The organism is Methylomonas sp. BW4-1, from assembly GCF_052474385.1.
The window spans coordinates 4,345,791-4,361,485 of record NZ_CP184125.1 but is presented as its reverse complement, the minus strand read 5'-3'; the positions used below and the strand labels follow the sequence as shown (position 1 = coordinate 4,361,485).

The following is a 15,695-nucleotide window of genomic DNA, read 5'->3' as shown; positions in this document are numbered from 1 at the left end:
ATAAGACGTATCAGACAGTGAAATTCCCACCGGGCTAGCCTAAAAATTTTTGGATCGGGGTTGGAAGCCCGGAGCCGCTATGGCGTGAGGCATCAAAACTCTACCCGCACCGAACCCAGAAACGTCAACGGTTCGCCGGGGCGAATATTCAGCCGATTGCTGGAATGGTCGTAATAGGTTTTGTCGAGTAAGTTGTAGACATTGAGTTGCGGGGTGATTTTGGTGCCACCGTGTTTGAAACTGTAACTAATGCTGGCATCCCAACGCGCATAACCGGGCAATTGAAAGCTGTTGGCGTTGTCGCCCTGCCGTTGGCCGCGGACATAAACGCCGGTACCGAAGTTCAAGCCCCGCAAAAGGCCGTTGTCTATGTCATATTTGGCCCACAGACTGCCAGAATGGCGCGGTGCCGTGGGCAGTTGGTGGCCGGTGTTGCCCGAGTTCGTGGCAATGGCGTTGCCGTCAGCATCATAGATCGCCGCCGAATCCTTGGTGATTTTGGTATCGGTATAGGCATAAGTGCCGATCAAACTCAGGTTCTCGGTAACCCGGCCGGTTATGTCGAGCTCCACGCCACGGCTACGGGCTTCGCCGATCGCGACACTGTATAGGGGATTATTCGGGTCGGTTGCCAGCGTATTTTGCTTGGTTATATGGTAATACGCCAACGTCGAACTCAGTCGGCCATCGAAAAATTCGGTTTTAATACCGCCCTCGAATTGGGTCGCGGTCTGCGGTCCGAACGGTTGGCCGGAGGCGGAGCGCCCGCCATTATTACTGCCTATGGACTCCACGTAATTACCGTATAGCGCCAGCCATTGCCAAGGCTGGTAGAGAATGCCGACCCGAGGGCTGAAAAATTCGCTACGGGTATTTTTCATCGAGATTGCGGCATGCGAATTCGACGATTCGCCGCTACCATTTTCCGCCCAGTCGTGGCGGCCGCCGCCCAGAATATGCAGTTTGTCCCACAAGGTGATCTGATCCTGAAAATAGACGCCGTACCAGTTATCTTGGGATTTATAGTAAAAGTTTTTCGCGCCGGCCAACGCCGATAGATCGACGCCGTACGCCGGGTTGTTGATATTGATATCCAGGTCCGAATAAGTATCGGCATAGCCCGAAAATCCGCCGCCGTCCTGACTGTTAAAACGATTTAAATCGAAGCCGACCAGTACGTCATGGTGGGCAAATCCGGTGTCGAACTTGCCGGTCAAATCCAGATTGGTGCTGTAGGTCATCCGGTGGATGGGTGTATGCCACAGGCCGCGAGAAAGCGTTTGATTGTCATCAGCCAAGCTATCCGCCCAGAGTATCGATTGATGATATTGCGCGTCGATGTATTGGAAGCGGTTTTTCAACTTCCAGTCTTGGTTGAACTGATACGACCAATCGAAACCCAACAGCACCTTATCCTGAGTATTCGGGTTTTGGCGATTGAACACCGCGTCGCCCAGATAGCGATTAATCGGGAGATTGGCCGGACGGTTGCCGATAGCCGGAATGCCGCTATCGCTACCGTCTTCCACCCAGGTATCGTGCTGATATTCGATGTCCAGATTGGTTTCGAAACGGTCGTTAGGACGCCAGGTTAGCGAAGGCGCGACAAACACATGCTCCTGATGCGCGAAATCCCGAAAGGTATCGTTGTCTTTGTATGCGATATTCATCCGGTACAACAGCGATTTATCCGCCAATAGCGGTCCCGTCGCATCGACCGTGGTGCGGTAGAGGTCGTATGAGCCGAATTGTTGTTGTACGGAATAATAAGGGGTGTCGAGCGGACGCTTGGTCGCCAGGTTGACCAAACCGCCGGGTTCGATGCGGCCGAATAAGATCGATGCTGGCCCTTTCAGGACCTCCACCCGATCCAGATTGGCGGTTTCCAGGTTGGTGATATAAGGTTGGCGCAGCCCGTTACGATAGGTGCTTTGCCCGGCATCGAAGCCTCGGATCGTGGCGTTGTCGTAAAAACTATAGCCCCCCGATTGCACGCCGCTGACGTTTTTTAAGGCATCGCCGACCGAAATCGCTTGTTGATCGTCCAGCACCGCGCGCGGAATCACTTGGATCGACATCGGCGTTTCCATGATGGGGGTATCGGTTTTGGTCGCGGTACTGGCGATGGGCCGATTGTAGTCGCGGCTATAAGGGTCCGTGAGGTCATACGCAGCTTTACCGGCCACCGTCACCGTCGGCAAGGTATTGGCGCCGGATTGCGGCTCGGGTGCCGCGGCTTTTTCCAAAGTCACCGTGCCGTTGCGGCTGGATTGCACCGTTACGCCGGTGCCCGCCAGCAGTTTTCGTAAAGCCTGCTCCGGCGCATATTGGCCGGATACGCCAGGAGAAATAGCGCCGGCGGTCAATTTGCCGTCGGCCACCACTTGAATACCGGATTTTAGCGAAAACTCTACCAAGGCCTTGTCCAGAGTCTGCGAGCGAATCCGGTAGTCGGCCGCTTGCTCGGCCAGGGCTGTCAAGGCCGGTTCCGCAGCTTGCGCGGCAGAGGATGCCGCCAGCGAAAGCAGCAACAGGCCGCCGGGCAGTCGCGCAGGTGTCTTGAATTTGCGCCGTGGCAAGCGGGTGGCGATAGGTCGTTGATCAGGCATTTGCATCTCCGCAAGATAAATCGTCGTCAGGGTTGCTGGGCAATTCGGCCCATTAACCATCAAGGACGATGGCTTAGCGCATATCCCTAGGCAAATTAAAAATATTTCACCTCTACGCCATGCTGTGTTTATTGTGTTAAGAAACGCGAGTCATTAAACTGGTATTCACGATGTTTTTCGAACAACGGAAGAAGCCGCCATGCCTGTTACCTTACAAGTAAGTCCCGAACTAAAAGCCCAATTGAGCGCGCTTGCCAAGCAAACTCATCGAGATGAAACGGAGCTAGCGAATCAAGCCATCGGCAATTTCATTGCGTGGGAAAATGGCATGCTGGATAAAATCAAGGAAGGGCTTGCTCAAGCGGACCGTGGAGAATTCGTTGACGACGCGGAAATGGCCGCGTTTTTTGAACAACATTCGTTGCCATCAATGAAATGAGACTCCGCTATACCCGGCGAGCCAAGACCGGTTTGAGCGAGATATACGACTTTGTGGCTCAAGACAACCGCAATGCTGCAACACGAATTATTACCAAAATTCACGATACGCTGAATAGCTTACTCGCAAATCCTTTCATGGGCCGTCCGGGCCGTATCGACGGCACCCGAGAACTGATCATTACGCATTTTCCGTTCATTGTTGTTTACCGTGTCCAGGATAAGGACATTCATGTGCTTGCCATTATTCATACGGCCAGACTTTGGCCGGACACACTCTAACTTTACCCTAGCAACACCCAATAATCGGCAATACGCCGGGCCCGAATGCCGAAAGTTTGCTCCAACGCGGATACCGCATCGTCCAATTTGTCGATATTAAACACCGCCGTGATCGGCCGATTCTCCAGCTGCCGGTCTGTGACGATCAAACGGCCGGGGCGATAACGATTGATTTGCGCCACCACCTCGGCCAGCGGCGCTTGCACGAAGACCATTTGCCCTTGGCGCCAGGCCAATTCGCGCGCTATGTCGGCCGTGTGCTTGGCGGAGAGCCGGGCGCCTCGAAAATGCGCCGATTCGCCGGGCGTCAAGGGTGTGATCTGTTCGGGATGGCTTTCGGTGCTGGTTTCCACCCGGCCCTCGGCGACGGTGACGGCAACGTTTTCTGAACGGCGGCCGACGCTGAACGCGGTGCCGGTGACTCGGGCGCGGGTGTCGCCGGCCACCACCCAAAACGGCCGTTGCGGCGCGCGCGTTACTTCGAAAAACGCTTCGCCGCGCAGCAGCGTAACCCGGCGTTCAGTGGCGGTCATTTCGATGCCGACCGCGCTGTCGGTATTCAACAGCAGCCGGGAACCGTCGGTCAACGTGACTAGGCGCTGTTCGCCGGTGGCGGTGTGATATTTGCAGGTTTTGCAGAAGTGTCGATTGCGGGAGCGTGGTGATCAAGACCGCGCAAGCGGCCAAGGCCGCTGCCATGCTAGCGGTTCGCCAGCGTCGAGGACGCTTGGCGGTCAAGGGGGCCGCGGTTTGCCGGCGAACGGCCTTGGCGGGGGCTTCCAAATCCGCGAACAACGCTTGCACCGTATCCCAGGCCTCGGCATGCAAGGGGCTGGCGGCCAGCCATGCGGCAAACCGTTCTCGCTCAGCAGCATCGACATCGTCCGCGCGCAGCCGAAAAAACCAGGCATTGGCTTCGGTAAAGATGCGGTCGGAGGCGGAGGATGATGCGATCGGGTTAATGGCGGGACTCCGGGTAGTCAGCGGCTAAAAGCTCGGTTGAACGCGATTGTAAAGCAAAGCCCGAGCCGGTTCGACCGGGTAGATTTTCAGCATGGGATACTTGAATGTGGGGCGGCTGCGTCGAGTGCTATTTAAACAGCGCTAAGTATTGGTCAAAAAACTTCGGCACAGCAGTAGCGCTTGGCGCAGATGATATTCGACGGTGCGCTCGGAAATATCCAGTCGCGCGGCGATCTGTTTGTAGCTCAGTTCGTCGGCGCGGTATAACAGAAAAATTTCCCTGGTTCTGTCCGGCAAGCTGGCGATGGCTTGTTGCAATTGTTCTCCAAGATATTGCCTGGCAACGATGTCTTCCGTGTGCGGTTTCGAGTCGGCTATGTCGGTATCCAGCGGCACCATCTCGCGATGTTGCTGGCGTTTGATACCGCGCAGATGGTCTCGCGCCAGATTGGCGGCGATGGTAAACATGAACGCATTCAAATCCAGAATTTGCCGGGGCTCTTGTTTCAAAAACCGCAGATAGGTTTCCTGCGCCAGCTCCTCAGCCACTTCCCGCGAGCGGACCTGCCAATACAGATATTTTTGCAGTTGCGGGTGACTGGCGTTGAAAAAATCGGCCAATTCCTGACTGGTGGCGGTGTTGTGTGGTTGTGTCATGCCAAATCGAATTCATGCAAGAACCCTTTTTTCAGCAAGCCACATGCCATAGAGGCGGAATGCCGGCAATATGGGGTGCTCGGGTAGCCGGGGTCGTTAAATTGGGGCTAAAAACTAAGGCATATGGCCAATCCTTTGGGCGATATGACACAGTTGGTTTGTTAGTTTCGCTGCGGTTCGGGTTGGTCGACCAAGGCTGCAATCACCAAATCGCCGCTAACATTTAAAGTGGTGCGGCACATGTCCAGGAAGCGGTCCACCCCCAAAATCAAACCCATGCCTTCAGCAGGAATCCCGACCTGTTGGGTCAAAATCATGATCAGCGGTAACGAACCGCCTGGCACACCTGCGGTGCCAATGCCGGCCAATATCGACATCAACACCACTTGTACCTGCTGCGCCAGCGACAAATCCACGCCATATACTTGCGCCAGAAATAACACGGTGATGCCTTCGAACAAGGCCGTGCCGTTCTGGTTGGCGGTGGAACCTATTGTCAATACAAAGCGCGCAACTTCCGGCCTAAGTTTTAAATCGTGTTCCGCCAGTTCCAGCGAGCGCGGCAAAGTGGCATTCGACGACGCAGTGGCGAAGGCGTAGAGATAGACATCCCGACACTGGCGGAAAAAACTCAGCGGTTTGATCCGGGTAAAAAAGCGCAGCAGCATGCTGTAGACCACCACTTGCTGTAGCAGCAGCCCCGTCACCACTACCAGCACGTAAAACCCCAAGGAAAATAAAATGTGATGCCCAAACTTGAACGTCGATTGAAACACCAGCGCAAACACCGCAATCGGCGCCAGTTTCATCGCGGTATCGACGACCAACAAGCAGGCGGCATAGGTTTCTTCCAATAAGCCAACCCAACGCGACGGCTTGTCACCATTGGTCGCCGCCAGCGCCGCGCCGAAGGCCAAGGAAAAGAACATCAACGACAACATCTCGCCTTCCAGTGCTTGAGTGGCACTGGCGAACGGATTTTTGGGAATGATCTCCAACAAAGATTGAACCACCGGCTTGGCTTGGGCGACGTTTTGCTGGATTTTATTCACGCCGCTGCTATCGCCCAACATCTGCGAAATATCCAAACCAACGCCCGGTTGCGCCAGATTGACCAGCGAAATCCCCACCGCCACCGATGCCGAACTGGCCAATAGGGTAAAAAACAAAGTGCGCTGGGCGACCCGCGCCAAACCGTGATGATTACTGAGCTGGTACACCCCCAACATCAAACCGCTCATCACCATCGGTACCACGATCATGAAAATCAAGCGCAGGAAGATTTGGCCGATGGGTTCCATCAAGTAGCGGTTAAAGATTTGCAATGCCTCGCTGTTGGCAAAGCCGTGGCAGACCAGTCCGGCGCACGCGCCCAGCACTAAACTCAGCAGTAATCGGTGGTGGTTTTTCATGACGGAATTAGAACAGTTAGCGGGGATGCTTTGATCTTAGGGGTTTTGCGGATGCTTTGCTTGATTTCTCGCCATGATGGGTTTTGGGTCGGATGAAAATGCTCTGACAATCGACACCACCCCCGCAGTTATTCGGGTCCGCATTTAGCGAGGTTAATGGCGGTGAACATGGCACCTGAATGACGGGAAACAACATTAAACCAATAAAACTAACGGGAGAAGTACCAAGCAGTCAGATGGAGAATGGGATCGGAAGGGGGCATAAATGGTGGTAAAAGTACCGCCGCTGTAAGTGACGCCGTAGCTAGTGTCGAGGTGAATGATTAACTGCTAATAATGTAATCTTGGCGGGGTGTCACGAGCAGCCCTAAAAATAGAGTGTTCCGCGGAAATGCGGGTGGAGTTAGAGTGACGCGCAGCGAGCCGGCAGAAGCACGGGTGGTTCTGGGCGGTCTGGCGGGAGAGCAAGTCAGAGAGGTTGCAGCGAACAGCCTAACTCGAGCAAAGTGCAATCCAATGACTACATCTTTTCAATGGCGAAAACGCGAGGGTCGTAGTGCGTAACCACGAAATACTATCGCTAACTTGCGGGATTAAGTGCTAGTGACTAGCGAGTGCTTTAACGCTGGGTTGAGCCCATGCCGGAAGGGCATGGGCTCGGTATTTCATTAATCAATGGCGGTTCTTACTTTTCCAACAACGCAAATTTACCGGGTTTGCCGTTCCATTCGTCGGCGTCTGGTAGAGAGTCTTTCACTTCCGTAATGATAGGCCATTGTTTGGCCAGTTCCGCGTTTAGCGCTGCGAAGTGTTCTTGGCCCTCGGGCAGTTCGTCTTCGGCGTGGATGGCGTTGGCTGGGCATTCAGGTTCGCACAGAGTGCAATCGATACATTCGTCGGGGTCTATAACCAGAAAATTAGGACCTTCATGAAAGCAATCGACGGGGCATACGTCAACGCAGTCGGTAAATTTGCATTTGATGCAGTTTTCGGTGATTACAAAAGCCATATTGTTCTTCCAAGGTTAGGTAAATGAACAAGCTGCCGTGCATGGCGGAAGCTTTATGGTTAAAAATGCACCTGCCGCTTAACGCGGCAGGTGGCTGATCGGCAATATTAAGCAGAATAAGGGCCTACAAGATCAGCCCGTATAATGCTTATTTGTCTTTGTTACGTTCCTTAACTTCCTTGATCACCTCTTCCGCGACATTGCGTGGGCAAGCGGTATAATGCGAGAACTCCATGGAGAACTGGCCGCGACCGGAAGTCATGGTGCGCAAATCGCCAATGTAACCGAACATGTCGCTCAGCGGCACGTCGGCTTTAATACGCACACCGGTAACACCGGCATCTTGCGATTTGATCATGCCGCGACGGCGGTTCAAGTCGCCGATCACGTCACCGACGTGGGCATCGGGAGTGAATACGTCCACTTTCATGATCGGCTCCAGCAATTGCGGACTACCTTTTGGGATCGATTGACGGTACGCGGCACGGGCAGCGATTTCGAAAGCGATGGATGAGGAGTCAACCGCGTGGAAAGCACCGTCGGTCAGAATGACTTTGAAGTCCAAGCAAGGGAAACCTGCCAACACACCTTTGTCGATACTGGCTTTAAAGCCTTTTTCGACAGCAGGCCAGTATTCGCGAGGTACGTTGCCACCGGTCACTTGTGATTCGAATACGAAACCGCTGCCTGCTTCGCCTGGCTCGATGACGTAATCGATTTTCGCGTATTGACCGGAACCGCCCGATTGTTTTTTGTGGGTGTAGCTGTCTTCGATGCGTTGGGTAATGGTTTCGCGGTAAGCCACCTGTGGTTTACCCACGTTGACGTCTACACCGTGGGTACGGCGCAAGATGTCGACTTTAATGTCAAGATGCAGCTCACCCATACCTTTGATGATGGTTTCGCCGGATTCTTGGTCGGTTTCAACGCGGAAAGAGGGATCTTCTTGCACCATTTTGCCCAGCGCAATACCCATTTTTTCGTTACTGCCTTTGTCTTTCGGTGCAATGGCAATGGAGATAACGGGATCCGGGAATACCATCGGCTCCAATGTGGCCGGTTTGTCGGGATCGCACAGGGTGTGGCCGGTTTGCACGTTTTTCAAACCAATCAACGCGACGATGTCGCCGGCTTGTGCAGTTTCGATCTCGTTACGGTCGTTGGCGTGCATTTCCACCATCCGGCCCACACGTTCGGTTTTGCCGGTGTAGGTGTTCAATACGGAGTCGCCTTTTTTCAGCTTGCCGGAATAAACACGGACGAAGTTCAAGGCGCCGAAACGGTCGTCCATGATTTTGAAAACCAGCGCGCGGAACGGACGCTCTGGATCGACGATCGCGTGTTCGCCGGTTGGCACGCCTTCGATATCGGTTTCAGGCTGTGGGTTAACTTCGGTAGGATTTGGCAGGTATTCGATAACGCCGTCCAACACCAATTGCACGCCTTTGTTTTTGAACGAAGAGCCGCAATAGGTCGGGAAGAAATCCATCGCGATGGTGCCTTTGCGGATGCAGCGTTTGATTTCTTCGATGGTAGGTTCTTCGCCTTCCAGATATTTTTCCATGATCTCGTCGTCTTGGTCCGCGACTGAATCGATCAGTTTCGCGCGCCATTCTTCGACTTGTTCCACCATGTTGGCGGGAACATCTTGGATTTCGTATTTCATTGGATCGCCGGAGTTATCCCAGACCCAGGCTTTGCGGGTCAACAGGTCGACCACGCCGACGAAATTGTCTTCTTCGCCGATAGGCAAGGTCATGACGACCGGTTTTGCACCCAGTACGTCTTCGACTTGCTTGATGACGCGATAGAAATCCGCGCCTAATCTGTCCAGCTTGTTGACGTAAATGATACGAGAAACTTTGGAGTCGTTCGCATAGCGCCAGTTGGTTTCGGATTGCGGTTCAACGCCGCCGGAACCGCAGAATACGCCGATACCGCCGTCCAATACTTTCAAGGAACGATAAACTTCGATAGTAAAGTCAACGTGGCCCGGGGTGTCGATGATGTTGAAGCGGTGTGGTTCAAATTGCTTGGTGCTGCCCGCCCAAGAACAGGTAGTGGCCGCTGACTGAATGGTGATACCGCGCTCGGCTTCCTGAGCCATGAAGTCCATGGTTGATTCGCCTTCGTGAACTTCACCGATTTTGTGGATTTTTCCGGTCAGCTTCAAAATCCGCTCGGTGGTCGTGGTTTTACCGGCATCGACGTGAGCGAAGATGCCGATGTTTCTGTAAAGCGATAGATCAGTCATGGTTATACTCTAAAAATGGACATAAAAACTTTTAAACCCCAGCACCATTGCCACGGTTGGTTGTGGATCACATAGCTGCTAGTCTAGCGAAGTATGCGGCCGGTCTTCGCTTTGCAAGGTCTGAGGCGAAATTCACACGGCTTCTTCAAAGACAGGGTCAATGAAAATCTTCACATTCTAACCGAAAAATAACAAAAAGCAGAATGTCAATTGCGTGAATTAGCTAAGAAGGCTATTAGAACGGATTTGCAGCTCCCGGAGCTGCATCAATACATAAAGCGATTGCAGGCAAGGACAGTCTAAACCTTGCCGCTGGGCGGCGCGCACCGCGTTGCCGAGAATGGCTTCGGTTTCCATGGTCTGTCCTCGCTCGAAATCCAGTAGCATGCTGGTTTTATAGGGTGGCATATCACGGGTCAGAGCAATGTGATTTTCGATAATATCGGCTGGGAGCGGATGGTCGCAAGCCGCGGCAATACTGCAGACTTCCTGCATAACGCGGCGCACAAAATTTTCCTGATTCTGCAAGATCGCCTGAGTTGCCAATCCGCCGGACAGTACTGACAGCGGATTGAAAGGCGCATTCCAGACGCACTTCTGCCAACGACTAGCGACAATATCGTCGCTAATCAGGCATTCGATGCCGGCTTGTAGGAACAAATCGCGCAAATGCGATGTTTTAGGTTCGTGGCTATCTGACAGATTACCCAAAATCAACTTGCCGTAAGCCAAGTGGCTAATCTCGCCGGGAGCCAGCCGGTTACAGCAAATAAATGCCAAGCCGCTGATTAACAGATTGTCCGGGAAAGCTTGTTGCAGCTCCTGTTCAATCTCGACACCGTTTTGGATCAGCACAATGGTAGTTTGCCGAGCGACTGCATCGCGAATCAACGCAACTCGATCAATGTCCGGGGTTACCTTGCTGCATAAAATCAGGTAATCGGCTTGACCATCGTAGTTCGCGGCATCGCGCAATACCTGGCTAGGCATGAATTGCCAAGTGCCCAGAGCATGGCTTTCGATACGATACCCATGCTGTCTGATGACATCATAATCGGAGCGGCACACCACTGAGACTTCCGCGCCAGCCTTAGCCAACAGGCCACCGTAAAAGCCGCCGATAGCGCCGGCACCCACGATCAATACCTTGGTGCTCATGTTTCCTCAGCCAGAATCTGCTTTAAAAACGGAATGGTTAATTTGCGTTGCGCGGCCAAGGTGGCGCGGTCGATTTTTTCCAGGAGCAGCCATAGCGCCGCTAAATCGTGAACATAATGATTCAACAAAAATCGCCCTACTGCCGGCGGAATGTCGAAGCCCAAAAAATGGGCTTTATAAGTCAGCGCTTCGATTAGCTGATCGTCGCGCAAAGGCTGGATTTTTAAGGTCAGCCCCCAAGCCATCCGGGTTTTCAGGTCAGGTAAGTCAAAGCCCAAAAACTTTGGCGGGCAATCGGCAGCCAGCAGCAATTTATGATTGTTCTGTCGATGCGTATTATAAAAAGCAAACAGCGCGTGTTCCCAGTCGAGGTGGCCGGCCAGCGCTTGCATATTGTCGAAACATACCAATTCCAGATCTTCCAGGCCGTCCAACAAGGTCGGTGCCGGCAAATGGTCGATGTCAAAAGCCAGATAGAACGGGTCTTTACCCGCCAGTTTGGCTTGCTGGCAACAGGCCTGCAACAAGTGGCTTTTCCCGCTGCCGGCATCGCCCCAGATAAAAATTTGCTGTTCCTGGCCGTTCTCTGCCAGGGCCTGCAACTGCGTGACGATTTCAGCGTTATTGCCGGAAAAAAAACTGGCAAAGGTCTGATCGTTCTGAAACTCGAATTGTAACGGGACTTGCATGCCGCTGGTGCTCAGGCTTTTTCCGCTTTGTAGACATACAGGCCGGCGCCGAAGCACAGCAGCAGGCTGAACAACACTTCCAGCAGCGCATAAGGCCGTTCTATTTGATTGACATAGGCTTCAGCGGCGCCATGCGCGAAATACGGTAGGCTCAAATAACACATCCAGGTGCAGCTTTTCAGATTGCGGTTTAATAAGCCTTTAAACGGCAGCAATAGCGGTCCGGCCGAGATTAACAACAGCAATGCAGTGGGCAACTTGTTCGATGGTGACAATAGCGTATGCCAAGCCATCATTAACAAAAACAGGCCGAAGAAGCCCAGCAAGGCCGCGTAATAGTAATAGATTCGTTGCATGAGAGCGGCAAATGGCCAGAGTGATAGAGTTAAGCTGATCTATTATCACAAAGTCTCTGCAATAATGCAGTGTCGCTCGTTTTTTAACCCACAAAGGACATAGTCATGATTCGAAAACTTTGCTCCATAACCGCTGCCGGCTTGCTGAGTTTTAGCGTGCTGGCCGCCGATAGCTATACCATCGATAGCCATCACACCTTCCCCAGCTTTGAAATCAGCCATTTGGGTTTTTCCACGCAACGCGGCCGTTTTAACGAAACCAGCGGCAAAGTGACGCTGGATACCGCAGCGGGTAAAGGCAGCATAGACATCAGCGTCAACACCGCGTCTATCAGTACCGGTTTGAAGGAGTTGGAAGAACATTTGCGTGGCAAGGAGTTTTTCGATAGCGGGCAATATCCGCTGATGGCCTTTAAATCTGACAAGCTCAGTTTTCAAGGCGAAAAATTGGTCGGTGCAGATGGCATTTTGACCTTGCACGGCATCAGCAAGCCGGTGCATTTGGACGTTGAGCACTTTTACTGCGGGATGAATGTCATCAGATTAAAGTACACCTGTGGCGCCGATGCGGTCGGCACGATAAAACGCTCGGAGTTTGGTATCGACAAATATGTGCCGGCAGTGGGCGATGAGGTCAAGGTGCTCATCCAGGTTGAAGCTGTTAAGGATTAAGTTGCCCAGCGTTTTGCTCAATGCCGAACCAATCTTTACCTTGCGCCGAAATCGGGTGTTACACAATGCTTTTAATGCTTAGCCGGAGACGGGGATGGAAATAAGCTTAGCCAATGCGGCCGACATCCCGGCGCTTTGTCAGCTACTAGGCGAATTATTCAGTCAAGAAGCCGAGTTCCAGCCCGATTATGCGGCTCAACATCGGGGCTTGGCGCGCATCATCGCCGACCCAAACATCGGTCATATTCTGGTGGCGCGGCATGAATGCCAAATTGTTGGTATGGTGAATCTGCTTTACACCGTCTCCACCGCGCTGGGCGAAAGGGTGGCCTGGCTGGAAGATATGGTCGTGTCAAGCGAGGTTCGCGGCCTAGGCCTGGGTAGCCGGTTGTTGGAACACGCGGTCGCGTTTGCCCGCCAAAATGGCTGTCGCCGGCTCAGCTTGTTGACCGACGCCGATAATCTGCATGCTCAGTGCTTTTACCAGCGACAAGGTTTCAGCGTTTCTCAAATGTTGCCGATGCGCTTGGTTTTTTGAATAACAGTGCCGCATTGCGCAAAAATGGCCCGCTTTTGTGGTCGGGGGCAACGTGCGGATGGGTAATGATGTTTATCCCTGGGTTGCAGAAAACCGGCTGGCGACGATGTTTTTTTCCATGTCGCCGGTGATCATCAAGGAAGTGCAGCCGGTCCTGCTTAACAAATAGCCCCATTTGTCGCCCATTACTAACCCCGCCCTCAGCCCAAACGATTTGGGGCAGTGGATGCGCGGAGTTTTCCGTCCATCCTTATCCTTAGCGGCTTTTAGAACTCATATTTCAACGAACCCAATACGCTGATGGGTGAACCTGGAATGCTGGTGTGGCGTCCACCCGACGTATTTGCGTAGTAATCCTTATCCAAAACATTATTGATGTTCAGCTGCAAAGTAAGCTTGTGTTGACCAATGCGAGGGCTATACGCCGCCATCGCATCCACGCGAGCGTAGCCGGGCAACGAGCAGGTATTGGCGGTGTCGCATGGCCGGCTACCGACGGCAACGGCACCTAAGCCCGCTTTAAAAGTATCGGTAAACTGCCAGGTACCCCACAGGCTGCCCTGGTGCTCGGGTACATTCTCCAAGCGATTGCCTTTTAGTCCGCTGAAGCTTTGCACATAATTAACCTGGGTATAGGCATACGTCCCCAACAAATGCAGTTGCTCGGTAATTTGTCCGGCCAGATCCAACTCAATACCTTTACTGCGGATTTTGCCGGCCAGAATCTGGTAGTCGGGATTGGCTTCGTTAGGATCGTCGGTTAGCAGATTGCTCTTGGTTAAATGAAAAAACGCCAGGGTCGATGAAAAGCGCTTGTCCTGTGACTCCGTTTTAAGGCCGATTTCATATTGCTTACCAATCTGCGGCTCAAAACTGGTGCCGCCGACGCTCACGCCATTGTTGCCGCTGAAAGATTTAGTGTAACTGCCATAAATCGACAGCCAATCCTGGACTTGGTAAAGAATACCGGCTCTCGGGCTAAAAGCGTTGTCTTCCCGCTCTATCCGTCCGGCTTTGGCCGCATCCAGGGACGTAGTCGAGGCGATAGCGCCGGTGGTGACGTTGTCGTAGCGGCCTCCCAACAAAATGTGCAGCTTATCAAATAGCGTTATCTGGTCCTGGGCGTATGCGCCCACCCACGATTCCTCGCGATAAAAGAATCTGTTATAGGTGGACAAGGCGGCAAAGTTTACTTGCCCATAAACCGGATTGTATATGTCGATAGAAGCAGCCGAGCCATTTGCCGATGGCGCCTCGGTCGTGGCGTGAAAGCCGTCGACACCAACCAAAAGGTTATGCTTGCTGCCCAGGAGGTCGAATTTACCGTTTAAATCGATGTTGCCGGAATGGGTCCTTACATCTTGTACGCCCACGGAGGCGGAACGATTCAGAATGCGGTTGTTAGCCTGTAAGCCACCGTTGAAAATGGCCGGACCGCTTAGCGACCAATCCTTAAACAGATAACGCTGGGTAATTTTCCAATCGTCGTTAAAGTGGTAAGTCCAGTCGTAGCCCACCAGTGTACTTTCCACGGTTTGGCGCTGAAAGCCATCTTTTAGGCTGCGGTCGAAGGGAATGGCTGCCGGGCGGTTGCCAATCGCGGGAATGCCGAAATCCGCGTTAAAGTTGTCATGCTTGTATTCAAGCTCGAGATTAGTTTCGAACTTTTCATTCGGCCGCCAGGTAACGACCGGTGCCACAAACACGCGCTCGTTGCCGACAAAATCCCGGAACGACTGATTGTCCGTGTAAGAGCCATTGAATCGATAAAGCAGCGTCTTGTCGTCATTAATTGGTCCGGTGGCATCGACCAAGGTGCGATATTGATCGTAAGAGCCGAACTGTTGTTGCAGAGAATAGTAAGCAGTATCCAGCGGTTTCTTGGTCACATAATTCACCAAGCCGCCGGGCTCAATACGGCCGTAAAGCACTGCGGCCGGGCCTTTTAATATCTCCACCTGCTCGATATTGGCAATATCGTAAATGTCTTGGCGATTGAACAAGCCATTGCGGTAGGCATCGCCAAAACCGGAACCGGCAAGGCCGCGAATGATGAAGTTGTCGTACAAAAAGCCGCCGCCCGTGCGGCCCAATACGCCGCTGACATGGCCGTTTACTGCGTCGGGCAAGGTCATGGACTGTTTGTCCGCCAGCACGGCTTTAGGCACTACCTGAATCGAAACCGGCGTCTGCATGATTGGTGTATCGGTCTTGGTGGCCGTCATGGCATTGGGGCGGTTGTAATCGGTATTGTAGGGATCGGTGGCGTTGTAAACCGTCTGACCGATAACATTCACCGGTTGTAACATCGTCGCGTCCTTGCCCGCCGCCTTGATCGATACCGAACCGTCGCCGGCAATCGCAAAACTCAGGCCGCTGGCCGACAGCAGTTTACTGAGTGCCTCGTTTAGCGTCATCGTGCCTCGTAACGCCGGTCCATTGCGGCCAGCCACACTATCGTGCGCGTAAAAAATTTGTACGCCGGATTGCGCCGCCAGTTTCGGCAATGCCGCCGCCAATTCCTGGGCCGGAATATCAAAGCTGTAGGTGGTTTCGGTTGCCCGCACTTCGCAGGCAGTGGCCAATAAGGCGCCGAGCAACGCCGGTTGTATTAAAAACTTCATCCATCTTCTCCTTTTGCTTGGGTTTCCAGAATGA

The 15,695-nt window shown here is 53.1% G+C and carries 15 protein-coding genes; 4 read left to right on the top strand and 11 right to left on the bottom strand.

What is annotated here, in order from left to right; genetic code table 11:
* Window positions 1–92: 92 nt before the first annotated feature.
* Window positions 93–2,609 (bottom strand): TonB-dependent siderophore receptor, encoded by a 2,517-nt coding sequence (locus tag ACH5Y9_RS20185; protein ID WP_445367349.1) that lies wholly within the window; start codon window positions 2,607–2,609, stop codon window positions 93–95.
* A gap of 199 nt (window positions 2,610–2,808) precedes the next feature.
* Between ACH5Y9_RS20185 and ACH5Y9_RS20180 the strand changes: the two genes are divergently transcribed.
* Window positions 2,809–3,048 (top strand): CopG family ribbon-helix-helix protein, encoded by a 240-nt coding sequence (locus tag ACH5Y9_RS20180; protein ID WP_205451796.1) that lies wholly within the window; start codon window positions 2,809–2,811, stop codon window positions 3,046–3,048.
* On the top strand, window positions 3,045–3,329 hold the full coding sequence (locus ACH5Y9_RS20175; protein ID WP_205451794.1) for a type II toxin-antitoxin system RelE/ParE family toxin: 285 nt from the start codon (window positions 3,045–3,047) through the stop codon (window positions 3,327–3,329). The genes ACH5Y9_RS20180 and ACH5Y9_RS20175 overlap by 4 nt, the downstream gene beginning before the upstream one ends.
* A 2-nt stretch (window positions 3,330–3,331) precedes the next feature.
* Here ACH5Y9_RS20175 and ACH5Y9_RS20170 read toward each other — a convergent pair whose 3' ends face one another.
* The 9 genes from ACH5Y9_RS20170 to ACH5Y9_RS20130 form a co-directional block, all read right to left on the bottom strand.
* Window positions 3,332–3,916 (bottom strand): FecR family protein, encoded by a 585-nt coding sequence (locus ACH5Y9_RS20170; protein WP_445367348.1) that lies wholly within the window; start codon window positions 3,914–3,916, stop codon window positions 3,332–3,334.
* Window positions 3,849–4,223 carry a FecR/PupR family sigma factor regulator gene (locus ACH5Y9_RS20165; protein ID WP_445369910.1) on the bottom strand — a complete coding sequence of 125 codons (375 nt, stop codon included), beginning with the start codon at window positions 4,221–4,223 and terminating at the stop codon, window positions 3,849–3,851. Before ACH5Y9_RS20165 ends, ACH5Y9_RS20170 begins: the two co-directional genes overlap by 68 nt.
* 210 nt (window positions 4,224–4,433) lie before the next feature.
* Window positions 4,434–4,949, bottom strand: coding sequence for an RNA polymerase sigma factor (locus ACH5Y9_RS20160; RefSeq protein WP_445367347.1), 516 nt, complete (start codon window positions 4,947–4,949; stop codon window positions 4,434–4,436).
* Window positions 4,950–5,110: 161 nt separating this feature from the next.
* A complete protein-coding gene (locus ACH5Y9_RS20155) occupies window positions 5,111–6,361 on the bottom strand; it encodes a dicarboxylate/amino acid:cation symporter (RefSeq protein WP_445367346.1) in 1,251 nt (416 codons plus the stop codon).
* 685 nt (window positions 6,362–7,046) lie between these two features.
* Entirely contained in the window at window positions 7,047–7,370 is a 324-nt protein-coding gene (fdxA, locus tag ACH5Y9_RS20150) for a ferredoxin FdxA (protein WP_033158287.1), read from the bottom strand.
* Between the two features lie 148 nt (window positions 7,371–7,518).
* Entirely contained in the window at window positions 7,519–9,624 is a 2,106-nt protein-coding gene (gene fusA / locus ACH5Y9_RS20145; protein ID WP_319961060.1) for an elongation factor G, read from the bottom strand.
* A 219-nt stretch (window positions 9,625–9,843) separates the two neighbouring features.
* On the bottom strand, window positions 9,844–10,782 hold the full coding sequence (locus ACH5Y9_RS20140) for a ketopantoate reductase family protein (protein WP_445367345.1): 939 nt from the start codon (window positions 10,780–10,782) through the stop codon (window positions 9,844–9,846).
* Window positions 10,779–11,471, bottom strand: coding sequence for a DnaA regulatory inactivator Hda (gene hda / locus ACH5Y9_RS20135; RefSeq protein ID WP_445367344.1), 693 nt, complete (start codon window positions 11,469–11,471; stop codon window positions 10,779–10,781). Before hda ends, ACH5Y9_RS20140 begins: the two co-directional genes overlap by 4 nt.
* Before the next feature lie 11 nt (window positions 11,472–11,482).
* Window positions 11,483–11,827 (bottom strand): DUF2069 domain-containing protein, encoded by a 345-nt coding sequence (locus ACH5Y9_RS20130; protein ID WP_445367343.1) that lies wholly within the window; start codon window positions 11,825–11,827, stop codon window positions 11,483–11,485.
* Between the two features lie 105 nt (window positions 11,828–11,932).
* On the opposite strand from ACH5Y9_RS20130, the gene ACH5Y9_RS20125 reads away from it, so the two are divergent.
* Both ACH5Y9_RS20125 and ACH5Y9_RS20120 read left to right on the top strand, forming a co-directional pair.
* Window positions 11,933–12,499, top strand: a complete 567-nt coding sequence (locus ACH5Y9_RS20125; RefSeq protein WP_445367342.1) for a YceI family protein — start codon at window positions 11,933–11,935, stop codon at window positions 12,497–12,499.
* Window positions 12,500–12,593: 94 nt separating this feature from the next.
* Window positions 12,594–13,037 (top strand): GNAT family N-acetyltransferase, encoded by a 444-nt coding sequence (locus tag ACH5Y9_RS20120; RefSeq protein ID WP_445367341.1) that lies wholly within the window; start codon window positions 12,594–12,596, stop codon window positions 13,035–13,037.
* Between the two features lie 266 nt (window positions 13,038–13,303).
* Here ACH5Y9_RS20120 and ACH5Y9_RS20115 read toward each other — a convergent pair whose 3' ends face one another.
* Window positions 13,304–15,661: a TonB-dependent siderophore receptor gene (locus ACH5Y9_RS20115; protein WP_445367340.1), complete on the bottom strand. Its 2,358-nt coding sequence runs from the start codon at window positions 15,659–15,661 to the stop codon at window positions 13,304–13,306.
* Window positions 15,662–15,695 lie beyond the last annotated feature (34 nt).